Genomic DNA, 12,776 nt, shown 5'->3' with positions numbered 1-12,776 from the left:
ATGGTTGCCTTAGAAGGTGTAGCCGAACTGTTGCGGCTTGTCGTCGATTGCGTCGAGCAGGCGCAGCAGCGGCTTGAGTTCGTTGTAGCGGTTGGCGGTCTTGCGCACGTAGTCGAGCACCGTCGGCAGGTCGCCCATGTAGTGGGCCTTGTTATCGCGGTAGTTCAGGCGGCAGAAGATGCCGAGGATTTTCAGGTGGCGCTGCAGGGCCATGTATTCGAAGTCGCGGTAGAACGCGTCGATGTCCGGATTGACCGGCAAGCCGACGCTTTTGGCGCTTTGCCAGTAGCGCACCACCCAGTCGAGCACCATGTCTTCGTCCCACTGGATGTAAGCGTCGCGCAGGAGCGAGGCCAGGTCGTACGTGACCGGGCCATACACGGCGTCCTGGAAGTCGATCACGCCCGGGTTGTGCTGGTCGAGGAACATCAGGTTGCGCGAATGGAAATCGCGGTGCATGAACACCTGCTGCTGCGCCAGCACGTTGGCGGCAATGGCTTCGAATACGCCATTGAGCTGCGCCTGCTGCTTGTCGTCGAGCGTCACGCCCAGGTGCTTGCCCAGGTACCACTCGGGGAAGATGCCCAGCTCGCGCATGACGAAGGCGCGGTCGAACTCGGGCAGCACGTCCGGCTGGCTGGCCATCTGGAACTTGAGCAGCGCATCGACGGCGTCCGAATACATGAAGGCGGCATTGTCGATGGACAGGCGCGACAGGTAGGTGGTGTTGCCCAGATCGGACAGCAGCAGGAAGCCCTGTTCGACGTTGCGTGCGGCGATCGCCGGCACGCTCACGCCGGCCTCGAGCAGCAAGCCCTGCACGTGGATGAAGGCCGGCACGTTCTCGCGCTCTGGCGGGGCATCCATCGCGACCAGCGTTGCGCCCAGCTTGGCCTGCATATCGGCCACGACGTCGTAGCGGAAATAGCGCCGGAAACTGGCGTCGACGGAGGCGCGGCGGCCGGACGCGACATCGACCAGGCCGGTCGTGGCCAGCCATTCGTTCAGTTGCGACAGCCGGGTATCTGGCACTGCGTCGGCGGAGGCGGAAAGGTTTTGAGACAAAGATGACATGAAGCGGCCTGATGAATCCGGTTGGTTGAACTAATTCCCCTATAATAAGGGATTCATCCCAAAAAAACCGCCCTTTATGGCGCACGTCGATTCTCCATGAGCTGCGATTTTCCATGAGCTGGTCCTCGGCCCAACCATTCCCACCACGACACGTGCTCGCACTGTATGCAATGGCTTCGGTCACTGCAATGCCTGCGTTCGCCCAGACGCCCGCCACCGTCAACGTCACCGCCCCTGCACCAACGGCCCAGGCCGAGGACGACCTTCCCGTCACCGTCAAGGCCGAGGATATCGCCGGCCGGCCCGACCGCCGGCTCGATCTCTCCCGTAACGTCGAGATCACGCGCGGCCAGACCGGCATGACCGCCGACACGGCCTGCTACCTGATCGTCGAAGACCAGGTCACGGCCTCCGGCAACGTCGACATGTGGCGCTTTGGCGACCGCTACAAGGGCGACGAGCTGCAGCTGAACCTCGAAACGGGCAAGGGCTACCTGCTCAACCCGACCTATTTCATGGCGGCGAACAATGCCCAGGGCCAGGCGAGCCGGATCGACTTTCTGGGTGAACAGCAGGCCGTCGTGCGCGACGGTACCTACAGCACCTGCGAAGGACCGGATCCCGACTGGTACCTGAAATCGAGCACACTGCGCCTGGACAAGGGCCGCGACGTCGGCACTGCCGGCAAGACCGTCATCTATTTCAAGGACGTGCCGATTCTGGGCACGCCGGCGATGTCGTTCTCGCTGTCGGGTCAGCGCCGTTCGGGCTGGCTGCCGCCGACCGTCGGCTTCGGCTCGCAGGGCAAGGCCGAGGTGATGGTGCCGTACTACGTCAACATCGCACCGAACCGCGACCTGACGTTGTACCCGCGCATGATGTTCGACCGCGGTTTCCAGCTGGGCGCGACCGGGCGTTACCTGGGCAGCACCTACAACGGTGAAACCCACGTCGAAGTGCTGCCGGACGACCGCCAGACGGGCACCACGCGCTGGCGCGCCGACTCGCTGCACAACGGCGCGATCAAGCCGAACTGGTCGTACGGCTGGAACCTGCATGGCGCATCGGACGATGAATACCCGTCCGACTTTTCGCGCACTGTCGCCGCCAGCGCCGAGCGCCAGCTGCTGCGCGAACTGCGCACCGATTACTCGGGCCAGTACTGGAGCCTGTCCGCGCGCGCCCAGAATTACCAGGTGCTGCAGGATCCGGCGGCCGCCACCAATCCAAGCCTGACGGTACCGCGGCCGTATGACCGCCTGCCACAGATTAACTTCCGTTCGGCGCGCTACGACGTGGCGGGCTTCGACTGGGCGGTGGACGCCGAGGCGACCCGCTTCGCCCACCCCACCGACGTGGGCGGCTCGCGCGCCGTGGTCCAGGGTCAGGTCAGCTATCCGATCGTGCGCCCGGGCTGGTTCGTCACGCCCAAGCTGATGTACAACGCGGCCCAGTACGATCTGGACGATCACGCGACGCGCCTGAACAAGCCGACCAAGCTGACGCGCACGATTCCGACGGTGTCACTCGACAGCGGCATGGTGTTCGAACGCGATGCTTCGCTGTTCGGCAAGTCCACCACGCAGACGCTCGAACCGCGCCTGTTCTATGTCTACACGCCGTACGAAAACCAGGACGATGTCCCGCTGTTCGACACGGGCCGCTCGGGCTTCAATTATGCCCAGCTGTTTTCCGAGAACCGCTACGTTGGCCTGGACCGCGTGTCCGACGCCAACCAGCTGACCGCGGCGCTGGTGTCGCGCTTCATCCAGGAAGACGGCGCCGAGCGCCTGCGCCTGGCCATTGGCCAGCGCCTGTACTTCGAAGAGCCGCGCGTACGCATTGCGGGCGAAGCGGCGCAGCAAAGCCGGTACGACCTGCTGCTGGCCGCCGGCGGCACCATTTCCGAGTCCTGGACCTTCGATAGCGGCGTACAATACGATGCGGCCGGAAGCAGTCTGTACAGCTCGAACGTGAGCGTGCAGTGGCGTCCGGGGAAGATGAAGGCCGTGAATGCCGAGTATCGTTATCAGCGTGACAGCTTCCGCAATATCGACCTGTCGGCGCAGTATCCGATCTCGCGACGCTGGTATGGCGTCGGGCGTGTCAGCTATGCGCTGCGCTCGTATGGCGTGGGGCAGGCGGTCAATCCGTCCACCGGCAGCAAGCTGATCGAGAGCCTGATCGGTCTTGAATACCAGGCCGATTGCTGGGTGTTCCGAATGGGCGCGCAGCGTTTCGTGACGGCGGCCCAGACGACGTCGACGCCGATCTTCTTCCAGCTCGAGCTCAATGGCTTGTCGCGCCTGGGCCTGGGCAATCCGCTCGAGTCGTTCAACAAGAGCGTCCCGGGTTATACGCGACTGAACGCTGGTCTCGGCCGGCCCTAAGTCAAATTTCAGACTCGGTGTCCATACTTCGTCGTCCAACCTGACGTGAACAATCCTCAAATGAGTGCTTTCCAGATGATGCGTACTACCCGTTTGCAGTCTCTCCAGTTGGCAGCCGCGCTGCTGTGCGCGATGAGCGCCGGCCAGGTCCTGGCCCAGGCCGCGGCGCCTGCCGCCGGTACGCCGGCCGCCACCACGCCGGCCGCCACGACGCCAGCCGCCGGTACGGGCTTCCTGCCGCCTGCCTCGGCCAATGCCAAGGTGGTCGACTCGATCCAGGTCGTCGTCAACGATGAAGTCATCACGCGCAACGAAGTGGCTGGCCGCATGGTCCAGGTGACGGCAAACATGAAGGCGCGTAACGCCCAGATGCCCGACACCGCCACGATGGAACGCCAGGTGCTCGAGGCGATGATCGTCGAGCGCGCCCAGCTGCAGCTGGCCAAGGAGATGGGCGTCAAGGTCGACGACCGCACGCTGGACGCCACGATCGGCCGCATCGCCGAGAACCAGAAGCTGTCGGTACAGGACATGCGCAACCAGATGGAAAAAGAAGGCATGCCCTTCTCGCGCTTCCGCGAAGACATCCGCAACGAAATCATGATGCAGCGCCTGCGCGAGCACGAAGTCGACAGCAAGGTGCAAGTCTCGGAAGCCGAGATCGACACCTATATGGCTGCCGCCAAGGCCGCCGCTGCCGACCGTATCGAAGTCAACATCGCCCAGATCCTGGTGCGCGTGCCCGAGAACGCGTCGCCCGAGCAGATCGCTGCCCGCGCCGCGCGCGCCGAAGAAGTGATGCGCCAGCTGCGCACCGGCGCCGACTTCGCCCGCATGGCCTCGACCTATTCCGACGCGCCGGACGCGCTCAAGGGCGGCGACATCGGCTGGCGCGATGCCGACCGTCTGCCACCGAATTTCTCGACCGAGCTGCGCAAGCTGGAAGCTGGCCAGGTCACGCCGATCCTCAAGACCAACGTCGGCTTCCACATCCTGAAACTGGCCGGCAAGCGTTCGCTGGCCAGCGAGACCGACAAGGCCGTCGTCGAGCAGACGCGCGCACGCCATATCCTGCTCAAGGTCACCCCGACCATGACCGAGGGCGAGGTCAAGCGCAAGCTGCTGGAAATCAAGGAAAAAATGGCCAACAACGCCGGCACCTTCGAAGACCTGGCGCGCCAGTACTCGCAGGATGGTTCGGCCAGCAAGGGCGGCGATCTGGGCTGGCTGTATCCGGGCGACACCGTGCCGGAATTCGAGACCGCGATGAACGCCCTCAAGCCAGGCGATACGTCCGACATCGTGCAGTCGCCGTTCGGTTTCCACCTGATCCAGGTCGTCGAGCGCAAGAGCGAAGACGTGACGCAGCAGAAAGAGCGCAACGTGGCACGCCAGGTCCTGCGTGACCGCAAGATGCAGGAAGCGATGGAAGACTGGATGCGCCAGGTGCGCGACCGCGCCTACGTCGAATTCCGCGAGGAGCAGTAAGCAATGGTCGCGCCGCAGGCGCCTGTGCGCCCGCTGGCGCACCAACGGCCCACGCTGGCGATCACGGTCGGCGAGCCGGCCGGCATCGGCCCCGAGATCGCGATCCGCGCCGCCTGGGCCATGCGCGATGAGGCCAACTGCGTGCTGGTGGGCGACGCTGCCTTCCTGGCGCTCACTGCCAGCCTGATCGACCCTGACATCCGCCTGGCCGCCCTGTCGACCCAGGCGCTGCGCAATGGCGGCCTGCCGCACTTTGGCGCCGCGCGGCTGGCCGTCATCGACGTGCCGCTCGACGCCCACGTGGTGCCGGGCCGGCTCGATCCCGAGAATGGCCGCGCCGTGCTGGCCACGCTCGACCTGGCGATCGAAGGCTGCGAGCGGGGCTGGTTCGACGGCATCGTCACTGCGCCACTGCAGAAAAGCACGATCAACGATGCCGGTGTCGCGTTTTCCGGCCACACCGAATACCTGGCCGAGAAGACCGGCACCCCGAAAGTGGTGATGATGCTGGCCGGCGCGCCAGGCGGGGATCAACCGTATCTGCGCGTTGCACTCGCCACGACCCATCTGCCGCTGAAGGACGTCCCGGGCGCGCTCACGCGCGAGAACCTGACCCAGGTGCTCGACATCCTGCACGCCGATCTGACCACCAAGTTCGGCATCGCCGCGCCCGTCATCCTGGTCACCGGCCTGAACCCGCACGCGGGTGAAAACGGTTACCTGGGCCGTGAGGAGATCGACGTCATCACGCCGGTGCTCGAGGCAGCGCGTGCGCGTGGCATCGACGCACGCGGCCCGTATCCGGCCGACACGCTGTTCCAGCCGAAGTATCTGAAGGACGCCGATTGCGTGCTGGCGATGTACCACGACCAGGGTTTGCCGGTGCTCAAGCACGCGACCTTCGGGCGCGGCATTAATGTCACGCTCGGCCTGCCTTTGATCCGCACCTCGGTCGACCATGGCACCGCGCTCGACCTGGCCGCGCAGGGTCTCGGCCTGGCCGATTGCGGCAGCATGATCGAAGCGATCGGCGCCGCCATGCACATGGTGCTGGCGCAGCGCGCGGCCGGCATCAAATAATCAAGAAAGCATTCATGAAACACGTAGCACGCAAGCGCTTCGGCCAGAACTTCCTGACCGACAAGCAAGTCCTCTCCGACATCATCGACGCCATTGCACCGCGCCAGGGCGAAACCATGGTCGAAATCGGACCGGGCCTGGCCGCGATGACGGCGTTGCTGCTCAAGCAGCTCGACCACATGCACGTCGTCGAGCTCGACCGCGACCTGGTCACGCGGCTGGAAAAAGCCTATCCGCGCGAGCGCCTGACGGTGCATTCGGGCGACGCCCTGAAGTTCGACTTCGGCGCGATTCCGGTGGGCGAGGGGCAGAAGCTGCGCGTAGTGGGCAATTTGCCGTACAACATTTCCAGCCCGCTGCTGTTTCATCTGGCGGACTTCGCCCACCTGATCGAAGACCAGCACTTCATGCTGCAAAAGGAAGTGGTCGAGCGCATGGTGGCCGAGCCGGGCAGCAAAACTTACGGCCGCCTGTCGGTGATGCTGCAATGGCGTTACGACATGTCGCTGATGTTCATCGTGCCGCCTACCGCATTCGATCCGCCGCCGCAGGTGGAATCGGCCATTGTGCGCATGGTGCCCGTCAAGCAGCAACTGCCATGCGACGGCAAGCGCCTCGAAGCGGTGGTCGCCAAGGCCTTCTCGCAGCGGCGCAAGGTGATTCGCAATTGCGTGGCGGGGATGTTTACCGAGGCGCAGCTGGTGGAAGCGGGCATCGATCCGAGCGTGCGGCCCGAAGCGGTGAGTCTGGCGCAGTATGTGGCGCTGGCCAATCTGCCAAGCCAGGCATAGCCGCCGTGGCCGTCTGGCCACCATGTCACCTGATCAAAGCGCCTTCAGGGCGCTTTTTTCATGGTCACGCTGCTGGCACGGGCAAAAAAAAAGGCCCGCTACAAGAGCGGGCCGAAATCCAATTCTTTTCTGAGGAGAGTTGGAGGAGACAGGATCAGTATGCTGCGTTACAGCATATAAGTCCAATTTTCCTTTCGCATACTCGACATAAGAATTGCGTATAACTCTCCAGAACTAGGCAGCGACGCAGGTAACGTTGACGTTTTGCACTTTTGCGTCACCCATCGTACCGGTCGGGTTTGCGACCGTGCAAACCTGGCCGGACGGCTGCCTGGTGACCGTGACGCCATAGGTCTTGCCGAATTGTACTGGCGGAAGCTCGTAGGCAATCGGCGTCGTGGCAGGTGGCGTTGCCGGCGTTGCAGCCGTGTAGGTGCCACCGGTGCTGCCATTGGCCAGCACCAGGCCGGCGCCAGTCAGGCCGGTGATCGTGCCGCCGACGGTGTATTCGCTGATCTTGCAGGCGATCGCGATATCGATCGTCCTGAGGCGGCCCGCCGTATCGGCGTTGTTGGCATACAGACCGTCGGGCGGAGCGCTCGGCTCGCAGAACTGGTGCGCCGGGTGCGTGAGGACCCGGACGTCATAGGTGTCGCCGTATTCCAGCTTGTCGGGGAAAGCGAAGCGTACCGCTGCGCCGGCCGTGGTTGGCGGTGCGACTTTCAATGGCACGCCGGCATTGGTCAGGACCAGGCCATCATAAACAAGGCCGTTCACCGAACCGGCAACGGTGAACTCGGCTTTGTCGCTGCCGCCACAGGCGGCCAGGCTTGCAGCCAGCGCCAGCGCAAGCGCCGGGCGGATCAGGGAAGACTTCATGCGTTTGACTCCAGGAAAATTAAGGTGCGCACGTGACGGTCACGTTGTTCACATCGGCCGCGCCCATGGTGCCGACGCCGTTGGCGATGGTGCAGCTTTGGCCGGCAGGGTTTGCCAGAATCGACACGCCATAAGGCGCGTCTTGTGCGACGCTGGCCATGGCAAAGGTCGTTGCACCGGCTGGAACGATGACGCGGTCAGAGCCGTTTACCAGGATCAATTCATTCTTGAGGTTGCTGACGGTGCCGCCAAGGGCTTGCGTTTTGAAGTCGCAAGCGATCTCAATATTGACGACATTAAAGCCTGCGCGCCCAGTGTTGTAACGATAGCGGCAACTTTCCTTGTTCACATTCGACGGTACGCTCTTGACCCGCACATCATACTTGTCATCCGACGAAATCAGCTGAGGGAAACTGAACTGGGTCACACCGGTACCGTTCGACGGGACCGGCACCTCGAACTCCGAGCCGCCGTTATTCATCAGGACCATGCCAGGCCTGGTCACGCCGGAAATCGTGCCGCCCAGCAGCAACTGGCCGTCGTCACCACCGCAAGCAGTCAACACGACCGCGCATGCCAGCGCTGCGCTTGCGCGCAGGTAGGAACTCTTCATATATTCTCCAAATAATCTAGCGGGAAAGCGCAGGCTGCGCGGTTGGAATCAAAAAATCGCTCAACATTTTAGTTCATTTATTAGGCAACCGGTCCATTTGCGTCCCATTTGCATGTGTATCAGGTTGTAAGCACAATGTCATATAAGCAACGCGCAGGCCGTGCGGTTTGCTTTTGGCCGTATGCATCGCTATGCTGGCGTAGCGTTTTTTCATGCCTGTTTCCTGGAAGCCGATGACCCGCCATCCCTGGCCCAAAGCCGTACTGTTCGACCTCGACGATACCCTGTGGCCGATCGTGCCCGTGATCCGGGCTGCCGAAACCATGTTGTATACGTGGTTGCAGCAGCATGCGCCGCGCGTGGCCGAGCGGTTCACGATCGACAGCCTGCGCCAGGCGCGCCTGGAATTGCTGGCCCGCGAGCCCCGGTATGGGATCGACCTGAGCGCGCTGCGTCACGCCGGCCTGGTCGCCGCGTTCGAGCAGGCGGGGGAGGACGTCGCCCGGGTCGACGAGGCCATGGTCGTCTTTGTCGCCGCCCGCAATGCCGTGACGCTGTATGACGATGTGGCGCCGGGCCTCGCGCGGCTCCGGCAGCGCGCGCTGCTGGGTTCGGTCACGAACGGCGTGGCCGACCTGGTCACCATTGGCCTGGCCGACCAGTTCCAGGCATCGGTGGCGGCGCGCGACTTTGGCGCGGCCAAGCCCGATCCGGGGATTTTCCTGGCAGGCTGCGCTGCACTCGGGGTGCTGCCGGCCGACACCCTGTATGTGGGTGACGACCTGCTGCTCGATGTCCAGGGCGCCCAGCAGGCAGGTTTGCGCGCCGCCTGGATGAACCGCAGCGGCAAGATCAACGAGCTGGCCGACCAAGTGCGGCCCGATGTCGAGGTGGCCAGCATCGATGCGCTGCTCGACTGGCTCGATGCCGGGCACGAGCCGTCACAGGAGCCACCGCACGAGTTGCCACACGGATCTGCGCGGATGCGCGTATAACACTGGGACGGACCGCAGGCCTTGCGCTGCCGTGCCGCGCCCCAATTTGATTCTCATCCCAGCACCACAGAAAAAGACGCTTCCCGGAACCATGCAACTCGATCACCGTGCCCAAACCCTGCTCAAAGCGCTTGTCGAACGCTATATTGCCGACGGCCAGCCGGTCGGCTCGCGCGCGCTGTCCAAGCTGTCGGGCCTGGAATTGTCGCCCGCGACGATCCGCAACATCATGGCCGACCTCGAGGACATGGGCTTCGTTGCCAGTCCCCACACCTCGGCTGGCCGAATCCCGACGCCGCGCGGGTACCGCGTGTTTGTCGACACCCTGTTGACCGTCAAGCAGCTCGATGAAACGACGGTCGGCGCCGAGCGCATGCGCCTGCCGCTGCAGCATCCGCAAAAGCTGATCGCCAACGCAGCCCAGATGCTCTCGTCGCTGTCGCAGTTTGCCGGCGTGGTGCAAAGCCCGCGCCGCGAATCGGTGTTCCAGCAGATCGAATTCTTGCGCCTGTCCGAAAAGCGCATCCTGCTCGTGATCGTCGACCCCCGTGGCGATGTGCAAAACCGCCTGCTGTTGACCGATGTCGACTACACGCCGACGCAATTGTCGCAATCGGCCAATTACCTGAACCAGAATTTTGCCGGCCAGTCGTTCGACGGCGTGCGCCAACGCCTCAGTGGCGAATTGCGGCAACTGAGCGACGACATGGGACGCCTGATGCATGCGGCAGTCGAGGCCGGCAGCGAAGCGATGGCCGACAGCGACGACGTGGTCATTTCCGGCGAGCGCAACCTGCTGTCGGTGACCGACCTGTCGTCGAATATGAGTTCGCTGCGCCAGATGTTCGAGATGTTCGAGCAAAAGACTGGCCTGATGCAATTGCTCGACATGTCGAGCAAGGCCGGCGGCGTGCAGATTTTCATCGGCGGCGAATCGAATCTGGTCCCGATGGACGAGATGAGCGTGGTCACTGCGCCGTACGCCGTCGATGGTCGCATCGTTGGCACCTTGGGCGTCATCGGCCCCACGCGGATGGCGTACGAGCGGGTGATTCCCATCGTCGACATCACCGCCAAGCTGCTGTCGAACGCACTGAGCCAGCCGTAAGCTTGCTAGATGTAAAAAGGGCGCACGGGAAAATCCGGTGCGCCCTTTTTTGTTGGCCAGCCCTGCAGGGCCGCTGATGATCAGCCTGCCTTGCGCGCTGCCTGGCACTGCGGGCAGCTGCCATAGATCGCCAGCGCGTGGTCAACGATCGTGTAGCCGTGGGTTTCGGCGATCATTTTCTGGCGCTGCTCGATTTCGTCGTCGTAGAACTCTTCGACCCGGCCGCAGGTGACGCAGACGAGGTGATCATGGTGCGAGCCGGCATTGAGTTCGTAGATGGCCTTGCCGGTTTCGAAGTGGTTGCGGTTGAGCAGGCCGGCCTGCTCGAATTGCGTCAGGACGCGGTAGACGGTAGCCAGGCCGACGTCCATGTTTTCAGCCAACAGGATCTTGTAGACATCTTCGGCAGTCAGGTGACGCACGGCGCTGTTCTGGAAGATTTCCAGGATTTTCAGGCGCGGGAGCGTGGCCTTCAGGCCGCTTGCCTTCAGGTCGGTCGGATTGTTACTCATGTTTGTTACTCGCATATTGGCGGAGTGCTTTATGATATAGCGTTTTGAAAGCTCCCGCTCGAACGATTTGAGGTTACCTATGCGCGTCAAACAAGCCGTATCCCATCGATTTTCCGCCAAGGCGGTGCTGGCGGCAGGTCTCGTCTGCACGCTGACGCTGTCCGGCTGCGCGTCCTGGCGCAACCAGACCCGTCCGGCGCCACCGGTGGCAACGGACTCGGCGGCCACCGCGGCCGACGCCGACAAATCGGCCGCCATCGCCAATGCCGGCGCGCAGACCGTGCAGGCTTCGCGCCTGCAAAAGTTCCTGTGGATCTTCTCGCCTTACCGTCCGGACATCCAGCAGGGCAACTTCGTCTCGCAAGAGATGCTGAACCAGCTGAAAGCCGGCCAGACGCGCGACCAGGTGCGTTTCCTGCTCGGTTCGCCTCTGCTGCTCGATGCCTTCCATGCCGACCGCTGGGATTACCCGTTCTACCTGGCCCGTGGCAATGGCGAACTGACCACCAGCCGCGTCACGGTGTTCTTCAAGGATGACGTGGTCGAGCGTTTCGAAGGCGGCAACCTGCCAAGCGAGCGCGACTACATCGACCGTATCGCCGGCCCCGCCAAGGTGCCGAGCAAGAAAGAAAAGCCGGAAAGCCGTCCGGTCGCACCGATCACGGTGACCGCCCCGGCAACCCAGCAGTAAGGATTGCCATGACGATGTTGAATATTGCCGTAGCCGGCGCCAGCGGCCGCATGGGCCGCATGCTGATCGAAGCCATCCAGTACGCACCCGACGCCCGCCTGGCCGGCGCCCTCGACATGCCCGGTTCGCCGTTCATCGGCCAGGATGCCGGCGCCTTCGGGGGCTTCCTCACTGGCGTGATGATCGAAGACAGCATCAAGCACGGCCTGCACAACGCCGACGTCCTGATCGACTTCACCCGCCCTGAAGGCACGCTGGCGCACCTCGCGTATTGCGCCGCCAACGGCAAGCAGATGGTGATCGGCACCACCGGTTTCGATGACGCCGGCAAGGCCGAGATTGCCGCCGCCGCCGAGAAGATCGGACTCGTGGTCGCGCCGAACATGAGCGTGGGCGTGAACGTCACGCTCAAACTGCTCGAAATGGCGGCCAAAAGTTTCGCCGAAGGCTACGACATCGAAATCGTCGAAGCGCACCACCGGCACAAGGTCGATGCACCATCGGGCACCGCGCTCAAGATGGGCGAAGTGATTGCGGACGCCATCGGCCGCGACCTCAAGGAATGCGCCGTGTACGGCCGCGAAGGCGTCACCGGCGAGCGCGATCCGTCGACGATCGGCTTTGCCACCGTGCGCGGTGGTGACGTCGTGGGCGACCACACCGTCATGTTCCTGGGCACGGGCGAGCGCATCGAGATCAGCCACAAATCCAGCAGCCGCGTGACCTACGCACACGGCGCGCTGCGCGCCGCTCGCTTCCTGGCAGACAAATCCCACGGCCTGTATGACATGCAGGACGTGCTGGGCTTGAAAGCCTGATATGGCCGTTGCAGAACTGAACGGCGCTGCGATCGTCGACGAGGCCTCGTTTCATGCGCAAAGCCGGGCCGCTTTCGGCTTTCCGGCGTCGTACGCGAACAGCATCGACGCCTGGGTCGATTGCCTGAGCTACCTGCGCGACGACGAAAACATGACCAGCTTCCGGCTGGCGCCGGACGAAGTGCTCGAGATCGTCGTTCGCGACGCCGCGGCCATGAAGGCGGCCGCGCCGGATCTGTTCGAGGAACTGGCCTTTTGTATCGGCGGCATCAACGAGCGGTATGAAGATTATGGCGAAACGCCTGCACTGAAACTCGTGCTGCGCTGAATTACCCGG

At 63.4% G+C, this 12,776-nt stretch carries 14 protein-coding genes; 9 read left to right on the top strand and 5 right to left on the bottom strand.

Annotated elements, in window-relative coordinates; translation table 11 throughout:
• Nucleotides 1-9: 9 nt before the first annotated feature.
• Nucleotides 10-1,074, bottom strand: coding sequence for an aminoglycoside phosphotransferase family protein (locus ACZ0AJ_RS18120; protein WP_499455857.1), 1,065 nt, complete (start codon nt 1,072-1,074; stop codon nt 10-12).
• A 113-nt stretch (nt 1,075-1,187) separates the two neighbouring features.
• Here ACZ0AJ_RS18120 and ACZ0AJ_RS18115 point away from each other — a divergent pair, with 113 nt between their 5' ends.
• From ACZ0AJ_RS18115 to rsmA, 4 genes are all read left to right on the top strand, one after another.
• On the top strand, nt 1,188-3,464 hold the full coding sequence (locus ACZ0AJ_RS18115) for an LPS-assembly protein LptD (RefSeq protein ID WP_499455856.1): 2,277 nt from the start codon (nt 1,188-1,190) through the stop codon (nt 3,462-3,464).
• Nucleotides 3,465-3,539: 75 nt separating this feature from the next.
• Nucleotides 3,540-4,952, top strand: coding sequence for a peptidylprolyl isomerase (locus ACZ0AJ_RS18110; protein ID WP_499455855.1), 1,413 nt, complete (start codon nt 3,540-3,542; stop codon nt 4,950-4,952).
• A gap of 3 nt (nt 4,953-4,955) precedes the next feature.
• The gene (gene pdxA, locus ACZ0AJ_RS18105; protein ID WP_499455854.1) at nt 4,956-6,032 is read left to right on the top strand and encodes a 4-hydroxythreonine-4-phosphate dehydrogenase PdxA; all 1,077 of its coding nucleotides are present in this window, start codon (nt 4,956-4,958) and stop codon (nt 6,030-6,032) included.
• A 14-nt stretch (nt 6,033-6,046) separates the two neighbouring features.
• Nucleotides 6,047-6,823 (top strand): 16S rRNA (adenine(1518)-N(6)/adenine(1519)-N(6))-dimethyltransferase RsmA, encoded by a 777-nt coding sequence (rsmA, locus tag ACZ0AJ_RS18100; protein ID WP_499455853.1) that lies wholly within the window; start codon nt 6,047-6,049, stop codon nt 6,821-6,823.
• Between the two features lie 234 nt (nt 6,824-7,057).
• On the opposite strand, the gene ACZ0AJ_RS18095 is transcribed toward rsmA, so the two are convergent.
• The 3 genes from ACZ0AJ_RS18095 to ACZ0AJ_RS18085 all read right to left on the bottom strand — a co-directional run bounded on the left by ACZ0AJ_RS18095 (nt 7,058) and on the right by ACZ0AJ_RS18085 (nt 8,529).
• Nucleotides 7,058-7,702, bottom strand: a complete 645-nt coding sequence (locus ACZ0AJ_RS18095; protein WP_499455852.1) for a hypothetical protein — start codon at nt 7,700-7,702, stop codon at nt 7,058-7,060.
• Between the two features lie 19 nt (nt 7,703-7,721).
• Entirely contained in the window at nt 7,722-8,315 is a 594-nt protein-coding gene (locus tag ACZ0AJ_RS18090) for a hypothetical protein (RefSeq protein WP_499455851.1), read from the bottom strand.
• Nucleotides 8,316-8,388: 73 nt separating this feature from the next.
• A complete protein-coding gene (locus ACZ0AJ_RS18085; protein WP_258835903.1) occupies nt 8,389-8,529 on the bottom strand; it encodes a hypothetical protein in 141 nt (46 codons plus the stop codon).
• A gap of 19 nt (nt 8,530-8,548) precedes the next feature.
• Between ACZ0AJ_RS18085 and ACZ0AJ_RS18080 the strand changes: the two genes are divergently transcribed.
• Nucleotides 8,549-9,310: an HAD family hydrolase gene (locus ACZ0AJ_RS18080; protein WP_499455850.1), complete on the top strand. Its 762-nt coding sequence runs from the start codon at nt 8,549-8,551 to the stop codon at nt 9,308-9,310.
• A gap of 91 nt (nt 9,311-9,401) precedes the next feature.
• Complete coding sequence (hrcA, locus tag ACZ0AJ_RS18075; RefSeq protein WP_499455849.1) at nt 9,402-10,418, top strand: heat-inducible transcriptional repressor HrcA; 1,017 nt, start codon at nt 9,402-9,404, stop codon at nt 10,416-10,418.
• Nucleotides 10,419-10,498: 80 nt separating this feature from the next.
• On the opposite strand, the gene fur is transcribed toward hrcA, so the two are convergent.
• Nucleotides 10,499-10,930, bottom strand: a complete 432-nt coding sequence (fur, locus tag ACZ0AJ_RS18070) for a ferric iron uptake transcriptional regulator (protein WP_499455848.1) — start codon at nt 10,928-10,930, stop codon at nt 10,499-10,501.
• Between the two features lie 79 nt (nt 10,931-11,009).
• On the opposite strand from fur, the gene ACZ0AJ_RS18065 reads away from it, so the two are divergent.
• The 3 genes from ACZ0AJ_RS18065 to ACZ0AJ_RS18055 are packed head-to-tail and all read left to right on the top strand — an operon-like array spanning nt 11,010 to nt 12,767.
• The gene (locus ACZ0AJ_RS18065) at nt 11,010-11,621 is read left to right on the top strand and encodes an outer membrane protein assembly factor BamE (RefSeq protein WP_229424818.1); all 612 of its coding nucleotides are present in this window, start codon (nt 11,010-11,012) and stop codon (nt 11,619-11,621) included.
• A gap of 8 nt (nt 11,622-11,629) precedes the next feature.
• Complete coding sequence (gene dapB, locus ACZ0AJ_RS18060; protein WP_258835898.1) at nt 11,630-12,439, top strand: 4-hydroxy-tetrahydrodipicolinate reductase; 810 nt, start codon at nt 11,630-11,632, stop codon at nt 12,437-12,439.
• A 1-nt stretch (nt 12,440) separates the two neighbouring features.
• Nucleotides 12,441-12,767, top strand: coding sequence for a barstar family protein (locus ACZ0AJ_RS18055; protein ID WP_499455847.1), 327 nt, complete (start codon nt 12,441-12,443; stop codon nt 12,765-12,767).
• The last annotated feature ends 9 nt before the right edge of the window (nt 12,768-12,776 follow it).

This window comes from Telluria sp. AC161 (assembly GCF_979258535.1).
Note: the sequence above shows the minus strand (reverse complement) of the source record. Positions and strands in the feature narration are given on the sequence as shown.

Bases quoted from the DNA above. Each gene is read 5' to 3' on its own strand.
- ACZ0AJ_RS18120 (WP_499455857.1), bottom strand. From the start codon at position 1,074: ATGTCATCTTTGTCTCAAAACCTTTCCGCCTCCGCCGACGCAGTGCCA.
- ACZ0AJ_RS18115 (WP_499455856.1), top strand. From the start codon at position 1,188: ATGAGCTGGTCCTCGGCCCAACCATTCCCACCACGACACGTGCTCGCA.
- ACZ0AJ_RS18110 (WP_499455855.1), top strand. From the start codon at position 3,540: ATGATGCGTACTACCCGTTTGCAGTCTCTCCAGTTGGCAGCCGCGCTG.
- pdxA (WP_499455854.1), top strand. From the start codon at position 4,956: ATGGTCGCGCCGCAGGCGCCTGTGCGCCCGCTGGCGCACCAACGGCCC.
- rsmA (WP_499455853.1), top strand. From the start codon at position 6,047: ATGAAACACGTAGCACGCAAGCGCTTCGGCCAGAACTTCCTGACCGAC.
- ACZ0AJ_RS18095 (WP_499455852.1), bottom strand. From the start codon at position 7,702: ATGAAGTCTTCCCTGATCCGCCCGGCGCTTGCGCTGGCGCTGGCTGCA.
- ACZ0AJ_RS18090 (WP_499455851.1), bottom strand. From the start codon at position 8,315: ATGAAGAGTTCCTACCTGCGCGCAAGCGCAGCGCTGGCATGCGCGGTC.
- ACZ0AJ_RS18085 (WP_258835903.1), bottom strand. From the start codon at position 8,529: ATGAAAAAACGCTACGCCAGCATAGCGATGCATACGGCCAAAAGCAAA.
- ACZ0AJ_RS18080 (WP_499455850.1), top strand. From the start codon at position 8,549: ATGACCCGCCATCCCTGGCCCAAAGCCGTACTGTTCGACCTCGACGAT.
- hrcA (WP_499455849.1), top strand. From the start codon at position 9,402: ATGCAACTCGATCACCGTGCCCAAACCCTGCTCAAAGCGCTTGTCGAA.
- fur (WP_499455848.1), bottom strand. From the start codon at position 10,930: ATGAGTAACAATCCGACCGACCTGAAGGCAAGCGGCCTGAAGGCCACG.
- ACZ0AJ_RS18065 (WP_229424818.1), top strand. From the start codon at position 11,010: ATGCGCGTCAAACAAGCCGTATCCCATCGATTTTCCGCCAAGGCGGTG.
- dapB (WP_258835898.1), top strand. From the start codon at position 11,630: ATGACGATGTTGAATATTGCCGTAGCCGGCGCCAGCGGCCGCATGGGC.
- ACZ0AJ_RS18055 (WP_499455847.1), top strand. From the start codon at position 12,441: ATGGCCGTTGCAGAACTGAACGGCGCTGCGATCGTCGACGAGGCCTCG.